Here is a 20,701-nt window from a genome sequence, read left to right as displayed (position 1 = left end):
CCGTTCTCGGCCCGGGGCCCGCGCGAGGCGGGTCCCAGAACGGGTACAGACGGTGGATATGGACGCCGGGGCCGCTTCGTGGCGGTCCCGGCGATCTTTGTCAGGGGGAGAGATGTTCAAGCGGCGCAGGCCCGCGATCCAGGTGAAGACGCCCGAGCAGATCGAGCGGATGCGCGCGGCAGGGCTGCTGGTCGGCCGCACCCTGGAGGTGCTCCGGGAGGCGGTGAGGCCGGGGATCAGCACCCAGGACCTCGACGCGATTGCCGAGCGGCACATCCGCGACCACGGCGGGGTGCCGTCGTTCCTCGGCTACCACGGCTTCACCGGGACGATCTGCGCGTCGATCAACGAGGAGATCGTGCACGGCATCCCGCGGCCGGACAAGATCCTGCGGGACGGCGACGTCATCTCCCTCGACTGCGGCGCGATCGTGGACGGCTGGCACGGCGACGCGGCGATCACCGTCCCGGTCGGGGAGATCACCGACGAGCTGCGGCGGCTGCTGGAGGTCACCGAGACGTCCCTGTGGCACGGTCTGGCGGCCGGAAAGGCCGGGGCCCGCCTCACGGACATGTCGCACGCGATCGAGTCCCACATCCGCTCTCAGGGCCCCTACGGCATCGTCGAGGGCTACGGCGGGCACGGCATCGGGACCGAGATGCACATGGACCCGCTGATCCCGAACCACGGCGCCCCCGGCCACGGCCCGGAGCTGGAGGTCGGGATGTGCTTCGCGGTGGAGCCGATGGTCAACCTCGGCACCAAGGAGACCGCGGAGCTCGACGACGGCTGGACGGTGATCACCACCGACGGCCGGGCCTCCGCGCACTTCGAGCACACGTTCGCGGTCACCCCGGACGGCCCCCGCGTCCTCACGGCCCTCGACGAGGGCCGGGAGTGGTTCGCCAGGCTGGAAGTAGGCTGATCGTAGGACGTATCGCGTCGTGACGATCGGGAGGGCATCGATGGCGCCGAACCCTGACATCCGGGCCTCGGACGCCGATCGCGATCGGGTGGCGGAGAGCCTGCGCGAGCACTGCGCCGAGGGCCGGATCACGATGGACGAGATGCACGAGCGGCTCGAGGCCGCCTACGCGGCCAAGACCCTCGGCGACCTCCAGGAGATCACCTCGGATCTTCCGGAGCACGACCTCTACCAGTACCCGATCCCGGCGTCGCGCCCCAACAGCACCGCGAGCCCGGCCGTCCGGCGCTCCGGCGGCGACCTGTACCGGCAGGGCGGACGGGCGGTCTGGGCGACCTGGGCGACCGTCAGCGCGATCAACGTCGTGGTGTGGCTGGCCCTGGCGCTCACCGGGACCATGGTCTACCCCTGGTGGATCTGGGTGGCGGGGCCCTGGGGCGCCCTGCTCCTCATCAGGACGGTCTTCGGCCCGAAGCGCTGACCTTCCGGCGCTACTCCACGTCCATCAGCGGGCGGTAGTTGCCCGTCGGGACGAAATGGGTCGTGGCCGCGCCCTCCTCGGATACCAGGTGCACCGCGAAGCCGGCGGGCTCCCCGGTCACGGCCGCCCGCCCCGGGTGCGTCAGATCCAGGAACAGCTGCCGGTAGGTGCTCGGGCACGTCGTGCTGACCGTCCCGGCCAGCGACCCCACCGACCCCCGGTGCACGTGCCCCGAGATGATCCGCACCACCTGCGGGTGCCGGGAGATCACCTCCGCGAACCCCGCCGGGTCGACGAAGCGCATGTCGTCGATGAACCTGATCCCGATCGGGAACGGCGGATGGTGCGTCGCGACCACCGTCGGCGTGGCCGGCGCGGCGCCGAGCGCCCCGTCCAGCCACGCGAGCCGCTCCTCGCTCATATGCCCGTGCGGATGCCCGTCCACCGTCGTGTCGCAGCACACCAGCCGCACGCCCGCCACGTCCACCGCGTACTGGACGGGCGCCTGCGGCCAGGTCCCGGTGGCCACCACGGCGGGGTGGTCGCCGAACGCGGCGCGCATGGCGTCCCGGTCGTCGTGGTTGCCGGGCATCGGGTAGACCGCCATCGGCAGCGGCGACAGCAGCGCGTGCAGCCGCGCGTACTCCTCGGGCCGCCCGGCGTCGGCGAGGTCGCCGGTCAGCACCACCGCGTCCGGCCGCGCCGGCAGCGCCAGCAGGCTGGACACCGCCGCGCGCAGGGCCCGGACGGGCCCCGACCCGTCGTCCACCTCGCCGTCACGTCCGGCGGCCAGGTGGATGTCGCTCAACTGCGCGATGATCGCCATCGATCCTCCCCTCGCCAGGGCACGTCCCAGCACATCACGGCCCCGCCTTCAGGACACCCCCGGCCCCCGCGCCGCAGACGATCTTCGCGTCCGAGCGCCTCCCTGTCGAACCGGCGCCGCTAGGCTGCGGCCCGCCCCTGCACAAACGCCCCAGGAGTGATGTTCGTGCCGCCCTGGACCCTGGAGAGCCTGGGCACCTGCGCCCCCGGCCGGCACGCGCTCGCGACGCCCCGCCTGTTCCTGCGCACCGCCACCCTCGCCGACGCCCTCCCGCTGGTGGCGGCCGGAAGCGACCCCGAGGCGCAGCGCGGCCTCGGCTGGCCCGCCAGGGAGGTCGTTCCCGCCTGGCGGAGGCGCCATGCGCTGCGCTGGCGCATGGCGATGCGGCCGTTCTCGGACGGGGCGCCCGCGATTCCGCTGCCGAACCTCTTCGTGGCCCTTGATCGGGAGCGGCCGAGGCTCGCGGGCGCACTGGGGGTGAGTCCGACGGGCGAGGACGTCGGCCTGGCCGGCGGCTGGCTGGCGCCCGCTTACAGGGAGGGTGACCTCTTCGGGGAACTGGTCGACGCGTGGCGTGAGCTCGCCCATCGTCACCTCGGTCTCCTCGAGGTCCGTTCGGCCGTGGCCCTCGAGAACGCGGAGGGCGCCGAGGCCGTGCGGCATGCCGGCTTCGCCGCGGGGGAGAGCGAGGATCTCACCTTGGAGGACGGGCGGACGGTCTCGGTGGTCTGGTACGTGTCGTCCGTCACGTCTCCCGTGCAGTGCGCAGCAGGCCGGGGACCGGAATGGAAGGGCACTTCGCCCTGGACGACGGGCGCCTTGCGACCCGCGCAGGCGTCCCGGGGCGGCGGCGCACGCCACTGAACGGCCGTGGAGCGGGGGCGGGCTCGGAGCCGCCGGGTCAGGCGACGTGGGGGATGACCAGGGACAGGGCGGAGGTGACGTCCTCGGGGGCGGGCGCGATGTCGGGGACCACGTCCCGCAGGGCCAGCCAGCCGTTGATCGCCTGCACCGTCGGCTTGGCCTCCACGAGCTGCGGGTCGTCGACGCCGTACCAGGCGGCGACCTTCGACCAGCGCCACAGCCGGTGGCCCGCCGTGGAGATCTCGGACGCGGGGAAGCCGGTGGCGCCGCGGGCGCCGGTGATCGCGTGCCGGACCGAGTCCGCGGACCTGCCGACGCGGTCGGCGATGTCGCGGATCGTCAGCAGCGGGTCGGCCTCCACCTGCAGCACGTGCAGGCCCTCCGCGCTGGCCTCGACGTGCTCGACCACCTCCATGATGGCGGCGGCGAGGGTCGCGCCCTGCCAGGCGCACGAGGCGTTGCCCGGACGGTCGGCGTGCTGCGGCTCGCTGATGATGGACACGGTGACGGCGCCGTGCGTCCGGTCGAACAGCGGGTCCAGCTCGTCCTCGTAGAGGGGACGGCTCAGGATCAGCGCGAAGTCATAGCTCGGCATGCTGACCCTCCTCCGACGTATCTCTCCTGAAAGGTACAACGCGCGAGCGGGGTATGCTTGACTCGGAAGCAGTCTCCGGACCCATATCATGCGTTGATTTCGCATTGGGCGGTTCGGTGACGTAGACTGCTGTGCCGGTCCGTTGTCGGCCGCCTGTTCCCTTTGTTCTCGATGCGTCCGCGTCGTGGCACGGGCGCGGCCACACCCCTCGCGGGGTCTCCGGGCCGGGTCCAATGAGCCGATCAGTGAAGCGCGGAGGACATGCCCAAGAAAGAAGGGGCCATCGAGATCGAGGGCACCGTCATCGAGTCCCTCCCGAACGCCATGTTCCGGGTGGAGCTCGACAACGGGCACAAGGTGCTCGCCCACATCAGCGGCAAGATGCGGATGCACTACATCCGGATCCTGCCGGACGACCGCGTCGTTGTGGAGCTGAGCCCCTACGACCTCACGCGCGGTCGGATCGTCTACCGCTACAAGTAATCCCACTGGGGTTGCCTTCCCCGTGCGTGGCGGCGCGGGGGTGACCCTTATCTCTAGGAGACCCAGTGAAGGTCAAGCCGAGCGTCAAGAAGATCTGCAACAAGTGCCGCGTCATCCGCCGGCACGGCCGGGTCATGGTGATCTGCTCCGACCCGCGCCACAAGCAGCGCCAGGGCTGACCGGCACCAGCCGGACGGTCCACAACAGCAAGCGCATCGCAGCCTTCGCACAGGTCGCCGTACAGCCCGACCCCTGGTCGGAAGCCGGGGCTTCCTCCCCGGACTTCCGTGTCTTCCCGGGGAGCGACCCCCGGACCCCCGGGGGCCGACCCCGGACTTCCGGGGCCCCGGAACTCCGGGTGATCGGGTTGTACGGCACCACTGTGTGAAGGGAGACCCTCGGACGACGGAGGCCGAGGCCGCCACCCGGGCAGGGTGTGTGCGGGCGCGATGCGTCCATACCTCCGCGAAATGAAGGGAACTGCCCAAGATGGCACGCCTCCTCGGCGTCGACCTCCCGCGCGAAAAGCGCCTCGAGGTCGCTCTCACCTACATCTTCGGCATCGGCCGGACCCGGGCCCTGGCGACCCTGGAGGGCACCGGCATCAGCGGTGACCTGCGGGTGCACCAGCTCGGCGACGACGAGCTGGTGCAGCTCCGCGACTGGATCGAGAAGAACTACCAGATCGAGGGCGACCTTCGCCGCGAGATCCAGGGGAACATCCGCCGGAAGATCGAGATCGGGTGCTACCAGGGCATCCGGCACCGCCGCGGTCTGCCCGTCCACGGCCAGCGCACCCAGACCAACGCGCGCACCCGCAAGGGCAAGAAGAAGACCGTGGCCGGCAAGAAGAAGGCCGGCAAGAAGTAGTCCGGAGTCGGTCCTCCGGATCGATGACCTCGAGAGTAGAGAGAGCAGATGCCTCCTAAGAGCCGTGTCGGCGCCAAGAAGGTGCGCCGCAAGGAGAAGAAGAACGTCGCTCACGGGCACGCCCACATCAAGAGCACGTTCAACAACACGATCGTCTCGATCACCGACCCCAACGGCAACGTGATCTCCTGGGCCTCCTCGGGCCACGTGGGCTTCAAGGGCTCGCGCAAGTCGACCCCGTTCGCCGCGCAGCAGGCCGCCGAGGCCGCCGCCCGGCGCGCGATGGAGCACGGCATGCGCAAGGTCGACGTCTTCGTCAAGGGCCCCGGCTCCGGTCGCGAGACCGCGATCCGCTCCCTCCAGGCCACCGGCCTGGAGGTGGGTTCCATCCAGGACGTCACGCCCGTTCCGCACAACGGCTGCCGGCCGCCCAAGCGCCGCCGCGTCTGAGGCCGTAGGGGAGATCACAGAACAATGGCTCGTTACACCGGTGCGGACTGCAAGCTCTGCCGCCGCGAGAAGATGAAGCTGTTCCTCAAGGGCAGCAAGTGCGAGGGCCCGAAGTGCCCGATCGAGATCCGTCCCTACCCGCCGGGTGAGCACGGTCGCGGTCGGCCCAAGGAGACCGAGTACCTGCTGCAGCTGCGCGAGAAGCAGAAGGCCAAGCGCATCTACGGCGTGCTGGAGCGGCAGTTCAGCAACTACTACGTCGAGGCGAACCGCCAGGGCGGCAAGACGGGTGAGAACCTGCTGCGCCTGCTCGAGCGCCGGCTCGACAACGTGGTCTACCGCGCGGGCTTCGCCAAGTCCCGCGACATGGCCCGCCAGCTCATCCGCCACGGCCACATCCGGGTCAACGGCAGGAAGGTCAACATCCCGTCCTTCCTGGTGAGCGAGGCCGACATCGTCGACGTCAAGAGCAAGTCGCTCGAGATGACGCCGTTCCAGGTCGCCAAGGCCGAGGTCGGCGAGCGCCAGGTCCCGGCGTGGCTCGGGATCGACGGCGAGAAGATGCGGATCCTCGTGCACGCGCTGCCCGTCCGGCAGCAGATCGACGCTCCCGTCCAGGAGCAGCTGATCGTCGAGCTCTACTCCAAGTAAGAGCCCGGTTTCACGCAGGACCCCGCGTTCCACCAGGATGCCGCGCTCCGCGTGGCATCCTGGTGGGACGGGGAACACTCCAGAACGCGGTCGTCAAATAGCGGGCACCGCGGGAAGAAGGCACCAACATGCTCATCGCTCAGCGTCCAACTCTCACCGAAGAGCAGGTCGACGAGTACCGGTCGCGGTTCACCATCGAGCCGCTGGAGCCGGGCTTCGGCTACACGATCGGCAACTCGCTCCGCCGTACGCTGCTCTCCTCGATCCCCGGTGCGGCCGTCACCAGCATCCGGATCGAGGGCGTGCTCCACGAGTTCTCCACCGTCCCGGGGGTGAAGGAGGACGTCACCGACATCATCCTGAACCTCAAGGAGCTGGTGGTCTCCTCCGAGCACGACGAGCCCGTGGTGATGTACCTGCGCAAGCAGGGCCCGGGCGAGGTCACCGCGGCCGACATCGCGCCGCCGGCGGGCGTCGAGGTCCACAACCCGGACCTGCACATCGCCACGCTGAACAACAAGGCCAAGCTGGAGATGGAGCTGACGGTCGAGCGCGGCCGCGGCTACGTCTCCGCCGCGCAGAACAAGCAGCCGGGCCAGGAGATCGGCCGGATCCCGATCGACTCCATCTACTCGCCCGTGCTGAAGGTCACCTACAAGGTCGAGGCGACCCGAGTCGAGCAGCGCACCGACTTCGACCGCCTGATCCTGGACGTGGAGACCAAGCAGGCGATGCTGCCGCGCGACGCGGTCGCCTCCGCCGGCAAGACCCTCGTCGAGCTGTTCGGGCTGGCCCGGGAGCTCAACGTCGAGGCCGAGGGCATCGACATGGGCCCGTCCCCGACGGACGCCGCGCTCGCCGCGGACCTGGCCCTGCCGATCGAGGAGCTGAACCTGACGGTCCGCTCCTACAACTGCCTCAAGCGCGAGGGCATCCACTCGGTGGGCGAGCTCGTGGCCCGCAGCGAGCAGGACCTCCTCGACATAAGGAATTTCGGCGCCAAGTCGATCGAAGAGGTCAAGCAGAAGCTCAACGACATGGGCCTGTCGCTGAAGGACTCCCCGCCCGGGTTCGACCCGAGCGCGGCGGCCGACAACTACGGCGACGACGACCAGGGCTACGCCGAGACCGAGCAGTACTAGAACCCGATTCCGGGCGGCCGGGGGCGCGTTCCCCCGGCCGGTCCGGAACCAGCTGACACCGGTACCTGACACGGCCGGTGCAGGAAGGAAGAGACATGCCGCAGCCCACCAAGGGCCCCCGCCTCGGCGGTAGCGCCGCGCACCAGAAGCTGATGCTGGCGAACCTGGCGACCGCGCTGTTCGAGCACGGCCGCATCACCACCACCGAGGCCAAGGCCCGGCGGGTGCGCCCGCTGGCGGAGAAGCTGATCACCAAGGCCAAGAAGGGCGACCTGCACAACCGTCGCCTGGTGGCCCGGACGATCCGCGACAAGAGCGTCGTGCACGAGCTCTTCACCGAGATCGCGCCGCGCTTCGAGAACCGTCCCGGCGGCTACACCCGCATCACCAAGATCGGGCCGCGCAAGGGCGACAACGCCCCCATGGCCGTGATCGAGCTGGTGCAGGAGCAGCTGTCGGCCGGCCCGGCGACCGCGCAGGCCGCCCCGGCGACCGAGGCCGCCCCGGCCGAGGCCCCCGCCGAGGAGACCGCGGAGGAGACCGAGGCCCCGGCGACCGCCGAGGCCACCGGCGCCGACGAGGCCGAGGCGGAAGAGGGCAAGGACGAGAAGTAGCCGACGAGGCTACGGACCGCCGTCCCCCCGTTCACCGCGCCTGCGGGGTTCGCGGGACGTCAAGAGTAGGCACGAGATGAACAGGCCCACCGTCGGAGTAAGACGGTGGGCCTGATCTTTGTCAGACTTGAGGGCATGGTCAGGTCAGGCGGCTGCGGACGGCGGGGGAGCGTGTCAATGGAACACCCGATGAAACCACGGGCTCATCGGGGGGAACGGACGGGCAGTGGCGAAGGACAGTCCACCTGACATGACCGCACTGGTACGACTCCGCCTCGACATCGGATACGACGGGACGGACTTCGCGGGCTGGGCCCGGCAGCCGAACCAGCGCACCGTCCAGGGGGTGATCGAGGACGCCCTGGCGCGGATGCTGCGGCTGGATCCGCCGCCGATGCTGACCGTCGCGGGACGCACGGACGCGGGCGTGCACGCGCGCGCGCAGGTGGCGCATCTGGTGGTGCCGGTCGCCGCGTACTCGGCGATCAACGGGACGATGCCGCGCCGGCTGGCCGGGCTGCTGCCGCCGGACGTGCGGGTGTGGCGGGTGTCGGTGGCGCCGGAGGGGTTCGACGCCCGGTTCTCGGCGCTGGCGCGCCGGTACGTGTACCGGGTGTGCGACAACCCGGTGGGCGTGGAGCCGCTGCGCCGCCACGACGTGCTGTGGCATCCGCGCCCGCTGAACCTGGACCGGATGAACGAGGCCGCGCGGCTGCTGGTGGGGGAGAACGACTTCGCCGCGTACTGCCGCAAGCGGGAGGGCGCGACGACGATCCGGGAGTTGCTGCGCTACGAGTGGGCGCGCGACGACCGGGACCCGCATCTGGCGCTCGCGACGGTCGAGGCGGACGCGTTCTGCCATTCGATGGTCCGCGCGCTGGTGGGCGCCCTGCTGATGGTGGGGGACGGGCGCCGCGACGTGGAGTGGCCCGCGCAGGTGCTGGCGGCGCGCGTCCGGGACTCGGGCGTGAACGTGGCGCCGGCGCACGGCCTGTCGCTGGAGGAGATCCGGTACCCGGACGACGACAGCCTCGCCAAGCGGGCGCAGGAGACGCGGCGGGTCCGGACGCTGAACGCCGCGGCGGCGGCCGCGGAGCACGCGGGCACGGCGAACGCGGGCGCGGGCGCGGCGAATGCGGGCGCGGAGCGGCCCGGCACCGCCTCCTAGCCGAGACGGGAACGGCGGCGGCCGAGGGGGATCGTCCCCTCGGCCGCCGCCGTTCTGTGCGTCAGCCGTTCCGGTGCGTCGGCCGTTCCGGTGCGTCAGCCGTGCGCGCGGGCCTCGATCGGACGGGCGTCGTAGCCGAGGAACTCCTGCGCGATCTGCTTGGCGAGCTGGTCGCCGGGCTTGATCTGCTTGCCGCTCGGGTCCTGGACGTAGGCGTAGATGACGTACCGGCCGCGGACCGTGACGGCCGCGTAGCCGCCGGCGCGGTCGATGTCCTTGGCCTCCTGGCCGGACATGCCGCGGAACCACTCGTACTTGGCGGGGTCGCCGGCGCGGCTCACCCGCAGGGCCGCCGCCCGGTTCGGCATGACCGCGATCCCGGTCGTGACGGCCCACGTCTTGATCTTGTTGACGAAGGTGGCGCGGACGACCTTGCGGCAGCTCTCCCGCTGCAGCGCCTTCAGCATGGAGCCGCGCGCCGCGTAGCTGAGATCCTTGTTGACGGACCAGCGGTCCCGGCCGAAGGTGCGGCTGCCGAGTTCGACGGTCGTCTCGGGGAAGGCCTCGGTGAACGACAGGTCCTTCGGGTCGGTCTTCTCGTCGTTGATGTCGGTCGGCTTCGGCTTGGGCGGCGTGCTCGCCTTCGGCGGCGCGGACGCGGCGTGGCTGGGCTCGGCGGCCTTGCGGGTGGCGCCGTCGCCCTTCGAGCCCGTCCCGCCGAGGACGAACAGCGCCACGAGGGCGGCGAGCACGAGGCCCGCGCCGCCGCCGATGAGGACGAGGCGCTGCCTGCCGTTGCCCCCGCGCGGCCGGGTGCCGGGCGCGGACGGCCCGCCGGGCCCGCCGGTGCCCGCCGGGGCGGACTCGTCGATCGGGACGCCGCCTTCGGCGTGGTAGACGGGGGTGATCACCGTGGCCATGGCGGGCTGCTCGGCCGTGGCGGTCGCGTCGCCCCCCTCGCCGTGCGGGTACGGGCCGCTGCCGGTGGGCGGCAGGACGCCCGGCGGCAGGATCGCGTCGGGGACCAGAACGGGGGCGACCGCAGCGGACGCCTTCTCGGCCTCCACGGCCTTCTCGAACGCCGCCGTGCCGTCCGTTCCGCCGCGCGGCGGGGCCGGGGGTTCCGGCGCGGGCCGGGGCTGCTCGGCCGTCTTCGCCGCAGCGGCGGGCCGGCCCTGTGCGGCCGCCTTGGCCTGCGCGGCGGGCTGGGGCTGTCCGGTCGGCTGGGCCCGTGCGGGCGCGGGCCCGGCGGGCTTGCCGTTCTTCGGCGGGACCGGGGGCGCGATGCCCATGGGGCCGGTCGTCGTGGAGGGGCGCGGGGCCTCCTCGGCCGGGTCGCCGTCCGCGCCGGAGGGGGCCGGCCCGGGGGCGGCGTCCTCGTCGGGGCGGATGGCGGGGAAGCCGTCCGGGTCGGTGTCGCCGAAGGCGAGCGGCCCCTTGCGGAGCGGCTCGGACGGGACGGCGCGGCGGGAGTCGACGTTCGGGACGCCGACCCCGGCGACGAGCGTGCCGGGCGGGACCGTTCCGGCGGGCGCGTCGGTCTCCGCGGCCGGCGCCGTGCCCGGAGCCGCGGCGGCTCCGGCCGGTTCGCCGGTGCCGCCCGTGTCGGCGGCGGGTTCGGAGGCCCACCAGGGGGTCTGCAGGCCGAACGCGGGCAGCCGGAGGGGGGAGGACGCGGACGGTGCCTCGTCGGCGGCGGCCGCGCCGCCCGCGGTGGCGGGCGCGGCGGCCTCGTCGATCGGGGCCTGGCTGGCGGGAGCGGCCTCGGTGGCGGCGGAACCCCCCGCGGGAGGGACCGCACCGAAGCTGGGGGGCGCCGAGGAGGCGGGGGCGGCGGCCGTCCCCGCCTCCTCGGCGGTCTCCCGGGTGTCTCTAGGTCCAGACATAAGCAGACAGGGTATTCAAACCGGTCATTTCTTGAGGGGTTTGCCTTCTGTTTCCCTGTAGTGCAGGGCGAAGGCGAGGTCGCTGCCCTTGTACAGCTCGGCGCCGAAGACGCTGACCGCCTTATGGTACTTGGCGGCGATCGCCTTGCCGTCCGGCCGTTGCACCCAGGTCATGACGAGGTAGTGGCCGCGCGCCTGCGAGGTGCCGAACGCGAGGCCCTTGCCCGCCTTCTTGGTGACGCCCTTGCCGGGCAGGGCCAGCAGGAACGCGTCCTTGGCGGACGCGGCCTTCAGGGCTGCCTTGGCCGCGTCCGCGGACTTGAGGTTGAGGACGCCGATGGTGCCGATCAGCGACCCGCTGCTGAGCGCGTAGGTCGCGCGGAGCGCCTGCGTGCAGTCGCCCTTCTTCAGCGCCTTCTCCAGGGCGACGCCGCCGACGACGGCGCTGCACTTCGTCGTGGAGTTCGCGGCGGTCCGCACGTACTTGAGGCCCGACGCCTTGAACGACGCCTTGCCGAACACCTCCGACAGGGTGAGCTTCACCGGGTCGGTGGCGCGGCTCTGGAGCTTCACCGCCTGCAGCGGCGGGACGGTCGGCGACGCCGGCGCCGTCGGCTTGGTGGACGCGGCGGCGGGCGGCGCCTTCTTCGCGGGCTTGGAGTCGTCCTTCATCATCGACGCGACGCCGACGCCGCCGCCGATGAGGACCAGCCCGGCGACGACCGCGCCGCCGATGATCAGCGGGAGGCTGCGGCGCCGCCCGGACGGGCCGTCCTCGCCGGACGGCCCGGGAGGCGCCCCGTCGAAGTCGCCCTGCTGGTAGCCGCCGGGCATCGGGGCGCCGTAGGGGTCGCCCCCGGGGTCGCCTTGCCCGAACTCGCCGGGCGGCTGCCCGAACTGCTCCTGCCCGAACTGCTGTTGACCGAACGGCTCGTGCCCGAACTGCTGCTGCCCGAACTGGTCCTGCCCGAAGCGGTCGTGCCCTGCGGACCCGAAGTCGCCTGGCGGGAACGCGTCCTGGCCGCCCTGCGCGGGCGGCTCGCCCCAGGCGGCCGTCGGCCCGCCGGGCGCGCCCGGGGGCTCGGCCGCCGAGGACGGCGCCGCGAAGGGCTCCGCCTCCAGCGGCCCGGTCCCGAAGGGGTCCGCCTCCAGCGGTCCGGTGCCGAAGGACTCGCCGCCGAACGGGCGCGCGCCGGACGCTTCGCCGTGCGGGGCGGAGGTCTCGTCGTTGTCGTTGCCGTACGGTGGCGCCTCGGCTCCGGAGCCGTACGGCGCCTGCGGCGACGGCCCCGGTGGCCGGCCGCCGGGCCTGCCTTGATCGCCCGGATAACCCATGGCTCTGGACCTTACCGTTCCTCGTTCAGGGCTCTGGACCTTCGGAACACCCACCATGACATGGGGGCGAACCGGACGCCGGTGCTTTGCGGAAGGTCGCGGAGCGGGTCCGGGCCGTCACGTCCAGCCGAAGTCCTGGGTCCACAGGCGGCCGCCGGGGCCCGCGGCCATGCCGACGCCGATGGCGCGGAGGCCGCAGTCGAGGATGTTCGCGCGGTGGCCGGGGCTGTCCATCCACCCGCCGACGACCGCGGCGGCCGTGGCGTACCCCTTGGCGATGTTCTCGGCGCCCGGCGCGGGGTAGCCGGCGTCGAGCATCCGCGTCCAGGGGCTGGCGCCGTCGAGGGAGTCGTGGTCGAAGTAACCGTGCGCGGCCATGTCGGCGGAGTGCGCGCGGGCCGCGGTGGCGAGCCGCTTGTCGACGCGGAGGGGCCTGCAGCCGGCCTTGGCCCGCTCCGCGTTGGTGAGCGCCACGACGGCGCTCGCCGGATCGGACGCGCCGGGAGCCTCGCTCGGGCCGTCCGCCGGCGGGTCGGCGTCCTCGACGGGTGGCGTCGTCTTCGCCGTCGACGGCCTCGGGGACGGCGACGGGGCGTGCGCCGTCCTCGGCGGCGCCGTCGCGACGACGCCGGCCGGGGCGTCGGCGGGCGCGGTGCGCGTACCGCGCCCCGGGCCGGCGACTCCGCCCGTTCCGGTGCCGGGCTCGTCCCGTCCGCCCGGGGCCCCGGTGCGGGACGGGCCGCCGCCGTGGTCGGACGCGGCGATCGGCTCCGACCGCAACTGGGGCAGGACGAGCCGGTCGAGCGCGACGCCCGTGCCGATGGCGAGGGCCGACGCGCCGATGGTCACCGCGATCGCGAGGAGGGGCCGGGAGCCGGGCCGCCCCTTCCGCGCACGGCGCCGCCCGGACCCCGCGGGCCGGTCGGGCCGCACCTGCGAGAAGTCCCGAGCGGGAGGAAGAGGAGAAGAGCCGCGCGCCGCGGACTCGCCGAAGTGCCGGGCCTGGTGGCGTCCGGGCCGTCGGCCGGAACTGCGCCGTCGGCCGGGTCTGCGGGCAGGGGACAGCGGGGGCTCCCGGGTGCGGGCCGGCGGCGCCGGCGTGGACCGGTCGGCGGCACCTTATCCCTATAAGGGGGAGCGAACACGAAGATCGTCTGAAACGGCGCGCCGGGCGGGGCGGGGCCGCCGGGCCCGGCCCCGCGGACGATGCTGCATACTGGGAGGCGGCTGGGAGACTGCCACAGCGATCCGCGTTTTGACCCGCGTGCGTCCGCGCGGGTATCCTGCGGGTTTGTTGTATGCGTCGACGCCTGTCCGGGCGGGAGACGAATCGCAACGACGTGTCGGTGTGCCCCACAGCGTGTCCGTCCCGGGGACGGGTCCGCGCGTTACGGGCCCCGGCCTCCCGGAGCGCCAGGTCGGAGATCCAAGTGTCCTGATCGGCGCGAGCAGGATATCCGCTGTGAAGTCGACGAGAAACGAAGGCTGACGACCGTGCGCACGTACACCCCTAAGCCCGCTGACGTACAGCGTCAGTGGTACGTCATCGACGCGACCGATGTCGTGCTGGGCCGTCTCGCCAGTCAGGTCGCGCAGCTGCTTCGGGGTAAGCACAAGCCCATCTACGCCCCGCACCTCGACACCGGTGACTTCGTCGTCATCGTGAACGCCGACAAGGTGGCGCTGTCGGGCAACAAGCTGGAGCAGAAGAAGGCCTACCGGCACTCGGGCTACCCGGGCGGTCTCCGCTCGGTGGCCTACGGCGACCTGCTGGCCAAGCACCCCGAGCGGGCGGTCGAGAAGGCGATCAAGGGCATGCTGCCCAAGAACACCCTCGGCCGGAAGATGTTCGGGAAGGTGAAGGTCTACGCCGGTCCGGACCACCCGCACCAGGCGCAGAAGCCCGTCCCGTTCGAGATCACCCAGATCAGCCAGACCGCGAAGTAACGCGGACGCGCGACGGCGCGCGCCCGTGGAGGCCGCCGGGGCACCCGATCACCGGGCCAGCCGCCCTGGCTAGAACACCTGAGGAGAAGCGTGACCGAGTCCACCGAGACGCCCGCCGAGGGCGTCGAATTCGACTCCTACGAGGACGCTCCGTCCGAGTACAGCACCGAGACCCCCGAGGCCGCCGGCGAGAGCTTCCTGGGCCAGCCGGTCGCCACCGGCCCGGCCGCGGGCACCGGCCGCCGCAAGCAGGCCATCGCGCGGGTCCGGATCGTCCCGGGCTCCGGCCAGTGGAAGATCAACGGCCGCACCCTGGACCAGTACTTCCCGAACAAGGTCCACCAGCAGATCGTGAACGAGCCGTTCGTCCTGCTCGGCCTGGAGGGCCAGTTCGACGTCCTCGCCCGGGTCAACGGCGGCGGCACCACCGGCCAGGCCGGCGCGCTGCGCCTCGGGATCTCCCGCGCGCTGCAGTTCGCGAACATCGAGCACCGCCCGGCGCTGAAGAAGGCCGGGTTCCTCACCCGCGACGCGCGGGTGCCGGAGCGCAAGAAGGCCGGCCTCAAGAAGGCCCGCAAGGCTCCGCAGTACAGCAAGCGCTGATCGACGGCACGAGCCGCCGCACCCCGTGGACGTTTCCGCGGCCGCCCCGCACGGGCGGCGCACCGGGTGCGGCGGCTCGCCCGTGTTCGCAGGACCTGGCCCACTAGATTTGACCGCATGGGCGGACGGGGCGCGCACCCGCTCCGGACCGCTCGCGCGGTCTTTTCGTCTTTCCGGGAGTTGAACTGTGGCTCGTCTGTTCGGGACCGACGGCGTGCGAGGGCTCGCCAACCGCGACCTGACCGCCCCGCTGGCCATGGACCTGTCCGTCGCGGCGGCGCGGGTCCTCGGCGAGCAGGGCGCGTTCCGGGGGCACCGGCCGATGGCGGTGGTCGGGCGCGACCCGCGGGCCTCGGGCGAGTTCCTCGAGGCGGCGGTGGTCGCCGGGCTCGCGAGCTCGGGCGTCGACGTGCTGCGGCTCGGGGTGCTGCCGACGCCGGCGGTCGCGCACCTGACGCACGAGCTGGCCGCCGATATCGGCGTCATGCTGTCGGCGTCGCACAACCCGGCGCCGGACAACGGGATCAAGTTCTTCGACCGCAGCGGCTACAAGCTGCCGGACGAGATCGAGGACCGGATCGAGGCGCGGCTCGGGGAGGCGTGGGAGCCGCCGACCGGCGCGGGCGTCGGCCGGGTCCGGGAGGCGCACGGCGCGGTCGAGCAGTACGTCGCGCACCTGCTGGCGACGCTGCCGGTGTCGCTGGACGGGCTGCGCGTGGTGGTGGACTGCGCGAACGGCGCGTCCAGCGAGGTGGCGCCGGAGGCGCTGCGCCGCGCGGGCGCCGAGGTGATCACCATCGGGACGGCGCCGGACGGGCTGAACATCAACTCCGGCTGCGGGTCCACGCATCTGGACGCGCTGTGCGCGGCGGTGCGCGAGCACGGCGCGGACGCGGGCATCGCCAACGACGGCGACGCCGACCGGTGCCTGGCGGTGACCGCGTCGGGCGAGGTGGTGGACGGCGACCAGATCATGGCGATCCTGGCGCTGGACCTGCGGGAGGCGGGCGCCCTCGCGGCCGACACCGTCGTGGCGACGGTGATGTCGAACCTCGGCTTCAAGCTGGCGATGCGGGACGCCGGGATCGCGGTCGTGGAGACCGCGGTCGGCGACCGGTACGTGCTGGAGGCGATGAAGGAGCGCGGGTTCGTCTTCGGCGGCGAGCAGTCCGGCCACGTGATCATGCTGGACCACGCGACCACCGGGGACGGGGTGCTGACCGGCCTGCACCTGCTGGCGGCGATGGTGCGGCGGGGCCGCCCGCTGGACGAGCTGGCGAAGGCGATGACGCGGCTGCCGCAGGTGCTGATCAACGTCAAGGACGTGGACAAGGGGCGCGCGAAGACCGACCCGGGCCTGGCGTCGGCGGTGGCGGACGCGGAGGCCGAGCTGGGCGAGACGGGCCGGGTGCTGATCCGGCCGAGCGGCACCGAGCCGATGGTGCGGGTGATGGTGGAGGCGGCGTCGCACGACCAGGCGCAGGCCGTCGCCGAGCGGCTGGCCGCGGTCGTCCGCGACCTCCTCGGCTGAGGCCGGTCAGGGCCGGGGTGCGAGCCGCCGGGCGAGCACCCCGGCCGCGGGCCGGGGGCGCGGGAGCGCGGTCAGCGCTCGTCGATCTCCAGGCGCCCGACCTTGAGGTGCCGGATCTCGACGGTGCCCGCCTCCAGGTGGCCGATGATCGCGCGCTTCACGGCCAGCTTGCCGATGGCGACGGCGCCGATGGCGATCGCGCCGAGCGCCATGGAGCCGAGGGCGAGCGAGCCGAGGCCGTTGCCGAGGCGCAGGGTGAGGCCGGTGGCGGACGCGCCGGTCACCTCGGCGCCGACGGCGCGGGCGCCGACCCCGCGCTCGGTGCGGACCCGGGGCCGGTCGGCGGTCTCGGCGGTCTCGGCTTCGGGCCGGTCGTCGGGTTCGTTGCTCATCCGACGAGCATATGCGGGCGGGCCGCCGTCATCCGCCGCACAGTTCGAGCATCTTCTGCTTGTCGGCGGACGTCACGGGCAGGTCGTACTTCAGCGACACCTGCGCGACGCGGACGCCGTAGGAGCAGCGGACGCGCTTGTTCGGCGGCAGCCACGACGCCGGCCCCGAGTCGCTCTTGGCGCCGTTCAGCGGCCCGTCCACCGGGATGAGGTTCAGCGGGTCGTTGGCGATGGACTCGCGCTTGTCCTTCGTCCACCGCGACGCGCCCATCTGCCAGTCGTACGACAGCGGCATCACGTGGTCGATCTGGATGGCGGTCGCGTGCGACTTCGTCCAGTGGATGGTCTTGCCGGAGTAGGGGTCGTCCAGCGTGAGGGAGACGATGACGCAGTTGGACCCGGACCGGTACTTCACGTCCTGCCCGTCGCGCTTCAGCAGGTCGTTGCGGGTGTCGCAGCCGTTGTGCGCGAACGGGACGTCGGGCGCGTTGTCCATCCAGGCGTAGCCGAACTCGTCGCGCTCGTAGCCGGTCTTCGGGCCGCGTCCCTTGGTGGCGACCTTCTTGATGAGCGCGCGCGCCTTGCCGAGGTCGCCGGAGGAGGTGATGGGGGCGAGGCCCGGCTTGGTGCCGTCGGGGTTGTCGAGGGGGCTCACCGCGTGCCCGTCGCTCCGGGACGGCCCGGACCCGCCGGACGACCCACCGGACGATCCGCCCGCGCCCGCGTTCGTCTTGCAGCCGGACGCCGCGAGGGGGACGGTGAGCGCGAGCGCCGCCGCCGCGAGGGCCGTCCCGTCCCGGCCGTGTGCCCGTCGAGGCGCCCCTTCCCGTCGTCGCACGCGTTCCCGTCGCAGACCGTCGCGCCGCGTCATGCCCTCACCACCCGGAGTTTTCTGTCGTCTTTCACCCAGATGCGGGTAAATAAACGATCAAATCGTACGGACTCGCGCCGACGCCACGGTCACCGGGCTTTTACGGCAGCATGTGGCGGGTGCTGCACCTCAGAGCGATCGTCCCGCCGGACCGGACGGAGGCCGTCTGCGCGGCCCTGTCGGACTGCACCGGCGCCACGAACGTCGTCGTCCTCCCCGGCGCCGCGCGCTCCCCTCGCGGCGACCTCGTCCAGATCGACGTGGCGCGCGAGTCCGCCAACGAGGTCCTCGCCGCGCTGCGCCGGCTCGGCATCGACAAGGACGGCTCCATCGCGATGGAGAAGATCGACCTGTCGATGTCGGAGGTCGCCGAGCGGGCCGAGCGGCGCGCGCCCGGCCACGGCGACGACGCGGTCGTGTGGGACGAGTTCGACCGGCAGGTCACCGAGGGCACCATGCTGACCTGGTCGTTCATCGCGTTCCTCGCGCTGGCGACGCAGCTGGCCGGGATCGCCGCGCTGATCGACTCACCGGTCCTGGTGGTCGGCGCGATGGTGCTCGGCCCGGAGTTCGCCGCGATCGCGGCGATCTGCTACGGGATCTTCCGGCGGCAGCCGGGGCGGATCTGGCAGGCGGTCCGGGCGCTGGTCGTCGGGTTCACCTCCGCCATCGCCATCACCTACGTCTGCGCGCTGGTCAGCAAGTGGACCGGCGTCATCGAGAGCGACCGGCTGCCCGCGAACCGGCCGCTCACCGCGTTCATCTACAGCCCGGACCGCTGGTCGTTCATCGTCGCGCTGCTCGCGGGCGCCGCCGGGGTGCTGTCGCTGACGGCGGGGAAGTCGTCGGCGCTGGTCGGCGTCTTCATCTCGGTCACCACCGTCCCGGCCGCCGGGAACCTCGCGGTCGCGATGGCGCTCCGGCACGGCGCCGAGATCACCGGGTCGCTGGAGCAGCTCGGCGTCAACCTCCTCGGGATGATCATCGCCGGGACGGGGACGCTGTTCCTCCAGCGCGCCGTATGGAGCGCGGTCCTCCGCCAGAGGGGCCGATCGGCGGCCAAACGGTCGACCTAAGGCGCATCCGCGTACCACCTAAGGGTGACGCCGCGGCCGCACCCAGCCGCTAGGTTCGGGGACATGCCGATTATCGCCACCCAGGGCCTGACGATGAGGTTCCCCCGGGTGACCGCCCTGGACGACCTGACGGTGGCCGTCGAGCCCGGCGTCGTGGGGCTGGTCGGCGCCAACGGCGCCGGCAAGTCCACGCTGATCAAGATCCTGCTCGGCCTGCAGCCCCCGTCCGCCGGCACCGCGACCGTGCTGGGCATGGACATCGCCCGCGAGGGCGTCAGGATCCGGGAGAGCGTCGGGTTCATGCCCGAGTACGAGTGCCTCCCGCCGGACGTGTCCGCGACGGAGTTCGTCGTGCACATGGCGCGGATGTGCGGGCTGCCGCCGGCCGCCGCGCGCGAGCGCGCCGCCGACACCCTCCGCCACGTCGGGCTGTACGAGGAGCGCTACCGTCCCATCGGCGGCTACTCGACCGGCATGCGGCAGCGGGTGAAGCTGGCCCAGGCCCTCGTGCACGACCCGAAGCTGGTCTTCCTCGACGAGCCCACCAACGGCCTCGACCCGGCCGGGCGCGACGAGATGCTGGACCTGATCCGGCGCATCGGCGCCGAGTTCGGCATCAGCGTGCTGGTCACCTCGCACCTGCTGGGCGAGCTGGAGCGGGTCTGCGACCACGTGGTCATCATCGACGGCGGGAAGCTGCTGCGCTCGCAGGCCGTCGAGGCGTACACCGCCGAGAGCGGCGTGCTCACCGTCGAGGTGGACGAGGGGCGCGACACGCTCGGGCGGCACCTGTACGACCAGGGCGTCTCCGTGCACCCCGAGGGCCGGTTCCTGGTCATCGACATCGCCGGGGAGGCGACGTACGACCTCGTCCGGGACGGCGTCGCCGACCTCGGGCTGCGGCTGATCCGGATGGAGCAGCGCCGCCACCACATCGAGGAGGTCTTCCAGACCGCGCCCGCGGAGACCGTCCCGCCGGGCATGCCGGGTCCGCCCGGTTCGCCGGGGACGCCGGGCCTGCCGCCGCCCGGCCCGCCGGACGCCCCGCCCGTCCCGATGCCGCCCGGCGCGCCGCAGGGAGGTCCGCGATGAGCACCAGCACCATCCACGACATCGGCTACCGCCACTACGAGGGCCGCCGCAGCGGCCGCGCCTACGTGATGCGGTCGCTGTACGTGCACAACCTGCGCGCCGCCTTCGGGCTCGGACGGCCCGCCCGCGCGAAGGTCATGCCGTTCCTGCTCGCCGCGATCATGCTGCTGCCGGCCGCCGGGTCCGTCGCGGTCGTCGCGGTCGCCAAGCGGCCCGAGGCGCTGATGCGCTACTCGTCGTACGCGGTCACCCTCCAGGTCATCATCGCGATCTTCCTGGCCACGCAGGCGCCCGTGCTGGCGTCCCGGGAGATCCGCTTCCACGTCGTCCCGCTGTACTTCTCCCGGCCGGTCGGCCACCTCGACTTCGTCCTGGCGAAGCTCGGCGCGCTCGCCACCGCGCTGTTCGCGCTGATGGCGGTGCCCGTCACCGTGCTGTACGTCGGCGGCCTCGTGACGAAGGTGCCGGACTCCTGGCACCAGTTCCTGCACTACCTCGCGGGCCTCGCCGGCTGCGTGCTGTTCGCGCTGGTGCTCGCCGCGATCGGGATGGTCGTCGCCGCGTTCACCCCGCGCCGCGGCCTCGGCGTCGCCGCCGTCATCGCCGTCTACATGATCACCAGTACGTTCACGCTGATCATCCAGGGCATCGCCGAGCACCAGACCAACTTCACCCTGGCCGGCTGGATCGGGCTCCTCGCCCCGTTCAACCTGATCGACATCGTCCAGGTGCGGCTGCTCGGGCAGGAGAAGTCCTCGGTGGACGTGCCGTCCGGCACGCTCGCCGGCGTCGTCGCGCTCGCGCTGTGCGCGGTGATCGTCGTCGGCTCGGTCGCGGTCCTGTACCGCCGGTTCCGGAAGGCGGGCCTCTCATGAGCGGAGCGAACCGGGGGGCGCGGG

At 72.6% G+C, this 20,701-nt stretch carries 24 protein-coding genes; 17 read left to right on the top strand and 7 right to left on the bottom strand.

All coding sequences use genetic code 11. The features are described from left to right. Positions 1-112: 112 nt before the first annotated feature. Positions 113-925: a type I methionyl aminopeptidase gene (map, locus tag J4557_RS21505; protein ID WP_208268503.1), complete on the top strand. Its 813-nt coding sequence runs from the start codon at positions 113-115 to the stop codon at positions 923-925. 40 nt (positions 926-965) lie between these two features. Then, complete coding sequence (locus tag J4557_RS21500) at positions 966-1,406, top strand: DUF1707 SHOCT-like domain-containing protein (RefSeq protein ID WP_208268502.1); 441 nt, start codon at positions 966-968, stop codon at positions 1,404-1,406. Positions 1,407-1,416: 10 nt separating this feature from the next. Here the strand turns inward: J4557_RS21500 and J4557_RS21495 are convergent, their stop codons facing one another. Further along, on the bottom strand, positions 1,417-2,232 hold the full coding sequence (locus J4557_RS21495) for a phosphodiesterase (RefSeq protein WP_208268501.1): 816 nt from the start codon (positions 2,230-2,232) through the stop codon (positions 1,417-1,419). A gap of 165 nt (positions 2,233-2,397) precedes the next feature. On the opposite strand from J4557_RS21495, the gene J4557_RS21490 reads away from it, so the two are divergent. Continuing rightward, positions 2,398-3,096 (top strand): GNAT family N-acetyltransferase, encoded by a 699-nt coding sequence (locus tag J4557_RS21490; protein ID WP_208268500.1) that lies wholly within the window; start codon positions 2,398-2,400, stop codon positions 3,094-3,096. 37 nt (positions 3,097-3,133) lie between these two features. On the opposite strand, the gene J4557_RS21485 is transcribed toward J4557_RS21490, so the two are convergent. Continuing rightward, positions 3,134-3,691, bottom strand: coding sequence for a hypothetical protein (locus J4557_RS21485; protein ID WP_151545522.1), 558 nt, complete (start codon positions 3,689-3,691; stop codon positions 3,134-3,136). 261 nt (positions 3,692-3,952) lie between these two features. Here J4557_RS21485 and infA point away from each other — a divergent pair, with 261 nt between their 5' ends. From infA to truA, 8 genes are all read left to right on the top strand, one after another. Beyond that, the gene (gene infA / locus J4557_RS21480; RefSeq protein WP_018657567.1) at positions 3,953-4,174 is read left to right on the top strand and encodes a translation initiation factor IF-1; all 222 of its coding nucleotides are present in this window, start codon (positions 3,953-3,955) and stop codon (positions 4,172-4,174) included. Positions 4,175-4,239: 65 nt separating this feature from the next. Continuing rightward, complete coding sequence (gene rpmJ, locus J4557_RS21475) at positions 4,240-4,353, top strand: 50S ribosomal protein L36 (RefSeq protein WP_021596712.1); 114 nt, start codon at positions 4,240-4,242, stop codon at positions 4,351-4,353. A gap of 310 nt (positions 4,354-4,663) precedes the next feature. Continuing rightward, entirely contained in the window at positions 4,664-5,044 is a 381-nt protein-coding gene (rpsM, locus tag J4557_RS21470) for a 30S ribosomal protein S13 (RefSeq protein WP_208268499.1), read from the top strand. 48 nt (positions 5,045-5,092) lie between these two features. After that, entirely contained in the window at positions 5,093-5,494 is a 402-nt protein-coding gene (rpsK, locus tag J4557_RS21465; protein WP_021596710.1) for a 30S ribosomal protein S11, read from the top strand. Between the two features lie 24 nt (positions 5,495-5,518). Then, a complete protein-coding gene (gene rpsD / locus J4557_RS21460; RefSeq protein WP_190862654.1) occupies positions 5,519-6,145 on the top strand; it encodes a 30S ribosomal protein S4 in 627 nt (208 codons plus the stop codon). 128 nt (positions 6,146-6,273) lie between these two features. Next, positions 6,274-7,287, top strand: coding sequence for a DNA-directed RNA polymerase subunit alpha (locus tag J4557_RS21455; RefSeq protein ID WP_067454600.1), 1,014 nt, complete (start codon positions 6,274-6,276; stop codon positions 7,285-7,287). Between the two features lie 95 nt (positions 7,288-7,382). After that, positions 7,383-7,901 (top strand): 50S ribosomal protein L17, encoded by a 519-nt coding sequence (rplQ, locus tag J4557_RS21450; RefSeq protein WP_208268498.1) that lies wholly within the window; start codon positions 7,383-7,385, stop codon positions 7,899-7,901. Between the two features lie 250 nt (positions 7,902-8,151). Then, positions 8,152-9,069 (top strand): tRNA pseudouridine(38-40) synthase TruA, encoded by a 918-nt coding sequence (gene truA / locus J4557_RS21445; protein WP_208268497.1) that lies wholly within the window; start codon positions 8,152-8,154, stop codon positions 9,067-9,069. A 95-nt stretch (positions 9,070-9,164) separates the two neighbouring features. On the opposite strand, the gene J4557_RS21440 is transcribed toward truA, so the two are convergent. From J4557_RS21440 to J4557_RS21430, 3 genes are all read right to left on the bottom strand, one after another. Further along, on the bottom strand, positions 9,165-10,955 hold the full coding sequence (locus J4557_RS21440) for a hypothetical protein (RefSeq protein WP_208268496.1): 1,791 nt from the start codon (positions 10,953-10,955) through the stop codon (positions 9,165-9,167). A 24-nt stretch (positions 10,956-10,979) separates the two neighbouring features. After that, positions 10,980-12,290, bottom strand: coding sequence for a hypothetical protein (locus J4557_RS21435; protein ID WP_208268495.1), 1,311 nt, complete (start codon positions 12,288-12,290; stop codon positions 10,980-10,982). Positions 12,291-12,407: 117 nt separating this feature from the next. Beyond that, positions 12,408-13,223 (bottom strand): CAP domain-containing protein, encoded by an 816-nt coding sequence (locus tag J4557_RS21430; RefSeq protein ID WP_307800124.1) that lies wholly within the window; start codon positions 13,221-13,223, stop codon positions 12,408-12,410. 561 nt (positions 13,224-13,784) lie between these two features. On the opposite strand from J4557_RS21430, the gene rplM reads away from it, so the two are divergent. The 3 genes from rplM (at position 13,785) to glmM (ending at position 16,371) form a co-directional block, all read left to right on the top strand. Continuing rightward, positions 13,785-14,237 (top strand): 50S ribosomal protein L13, encoded by a 453-nt coding sequence (gene rplM, locus J4557_RS21425; protein WP_208268494.1) that lies wholly within the window; start codon positions 13,785-13,787, stop codon positions 14,235-14,237. Between the two features lie 90 nt (positions 14,238-14,327). Beyond that, entirely contained in the window at positions 14,328-14,840 is a 513-nt protein-coding gene (rpsI, locus tag J4557_RS21420; protein WP_208268493.1) for a 30S ribosomal protein S9, read from the top strand. A gap of 187 nt (positions 14,841-15,027) precedes the next feature. Beyond that, the gene (gene glmM, locus J4557_RS21415) at positions 15,028-16,371 is read left to right on the top strand and encodes a phosphoglucosamine mutase (RefSeq protein WP_208268492.1); all 1,344 of its coding nucleotides are present in this window, start codon (positions 15,028-15,030) and stop codon (positions 16,369-16,371) included. A gap of 71 nt (positions 16,372-16,442) precedes the next feature. Here glmM and J4557_RS21410 read toward each other — a convergent pair whose 3' ends face one another. Together J4557_RS21410 and J4557_RS51710 are read right to left on the bottom strand one after the other, a co-directional pair. Next, positions 16,443-16,763, bottom strand: a complete 321-nt coding sequence (locus J4557_RS21410) for a hypothetical protein (protein WP_208268491.1) — start codon at positions 16,761-16,763, stop codon at positions 16,443-16,445. 28 nt (positions 16,764-16,791) lie between these two features. Further along, the gene (locus tag J4557_RS51710; RefSeq protein WP_307800123.1) at positions 16,792-17,601 is read right to left on the bottom strand and encodes an HNH endonuclease family protein; all 810 of its coding nucleotides are present in this window, start codon (positions 17,599-17,601) and stop codon (positions 16,792-16,794) included. Between the two features lie 152 nt (positions 17,602-17,753). Here J4557_RS51710 and J4557_RS21400 point away from each other — a divergent pair, with 152 nt between their 5' ends. From J4557_RS21400 to J4557_RS21390, 3 genes are all read left to right on the top strand, one after another. After that, positions 17,754-18,710, top strand: a complete 957-nt coding sequence (locus J4557_RS21400; RefSeq protein WP_208268489.1) for a DUF389 domain-containing protein — start codon at positions 17,754-17,756, stop codon at positions 18,708-18,710. 63 nt (positions 18,711-18,773) lie between these two features. Further along, the gene (locus tag J4557_RS21395; RefSeq protein ID WP_208268488.1) at positions 18,774-19,802 is read left to right on the top strand and encodes an ABC transporter ATP-binding protein; all 1,029 of its coding nucleotides are present in this window, start codon (positions 18,774-18,776) and stop codon (positions 19,800-19,802) included. Further along, positions 19,799-20,677 (top strand): ABC transporter permease, encoded by an 879-nt coding sequence (locus J4557_RS21390; protein WP_208268487.1) that lies wholly within the window; start codon positions 19,799-19,801, stop codon positions 20,675-20,677. The genes J4557_RS21395 and J4557_RS21390 overlap by 4 nt, the downstream gene beginning before the upstream one ends. Positions 20,678-20,701: the final 24 nt, after the last annotated feature.

The sequence above is a fragment of the Actinomadura nitritigenes genome (genome assembly GCF_017573545.1).
GTDB classification, from domain to species: domain Bacteria; phylum Actinomycetota; class Actinomycetes; order Streptosporangiales; family Streptosporangiaceae; genus Spirillospora; species Spirillospora nitritigenes.
This window is presented reverse-complemented; position numbering and strand designations above follow the sequence as displayed.

Bases quoted from the DNA above. Each gene is read 5' to 3' on its own strand.
- map (WP_208268503.1), top strand. From the start codon at position 113: ATGTTCAAGCGGCGCAGGCCCGCGATCCAGGTGAAGACGCCCGAGCAG.
- J4557_RS21500 (WP_208268502.1), top strand. From the start codon at position 966: ATGGCGCCGAACCCTGACATCCGGGCCTCGGACGCCGATCGCGATCGG.
- J4557_RS21495 (WP_208268501.1), bottom strand. From the start codon at position 2,232: ATGGCGATCATCGCGCAGTTGAGCGACATCCACCTGGCCGCCGGACGT.
- J4557_RS21485 (WP_151545522.1), bottom strand. From the start codon at position 3,691: ATGCCGAGCTATGACTTCGCGCTGATCCTGAGCCGTCCCCTCTACGAG.
- infA (WP_018657567.1), top strand. From the start codon at position 3,953: ATGCCCAAGAAAGAAGGGGCCATCGAGATCGAGGGCACCGTCATCGAG.
- rpsM (WP_208268499.1), top strand. From the start codon at position 4,664: ATGGCACGCCTCCTCGGCGTCGACCTCCCGCGCGAAAAGCGCCTCGAG.
- rpsK (WP_021596710.1), top strand. From the start codon at position 5,093: ATGCCTCCTAAGAGCCGTGTCGGCGCCAAGAAGGTGCGCCGCAAGGAG.
- rpsD (WP_190862654.1), top strand. From the start codon at position 5,519: ATGGCTCGTTACACCGGTGCGGACTGCAAGCTCTGCCGCCGCGAGAAG.
- J4557_RS21455 (WP_067454600.1), top strand. From the start codon at position 6,274: ATGCTCATCGCTCAGCGTCCAACTCTCACCGAAGAGCAGGTCGACGAG.
- rplQ (WP_208268498.1), top strand. From the start codon at position 7,383: ATGCCGCAGCCCACCAAGGGCCCCCGCCTCGGCGGTAGCGCCGCGCAC.
- truA (WP_208268497.1), top strand. From the start codon at position 8,152: ATGACCGCACTGGTACGACTCCGCCTCGACATCGGATACGACGGGACG.
- J4557_RS21440 (WP_208268496.1), bottom strand. From the start codon at position 10,955: ATGTCTGGACCTAGAGACACCCGGGAGACCGCCGAGGAGGCGGGGACG.
- J4557_RS21435 (WP_208268495.1), bottom strand. From the start codon at position 12,290: ATGGGTTATCCGGGCGATCAAGGCAGGCCCGGCGGCCGGCCACCGGGG.
- J4557_RS21410 (WP_208268491.1), bottom strand. From the start codon at position 16,763: ATGAGCAACGAACCCGACGACCGGCCCGAAGCCGAGACCGCCGAGACC.
- J4557_RS21395 (WP_208268488.1), top strand. From the start codon at position 18,774: ATGCCGATTATCGCCACCCAGGGCCTGACGATGAGGTTCCCCCGGGTG.
- J4557_RS21390 (WP_208268487.1), top strand. From the start codon at position 19,799: ATGAGCACCAGCACCATCCACGACATCGGCTACCGCCACTACGAGGGC.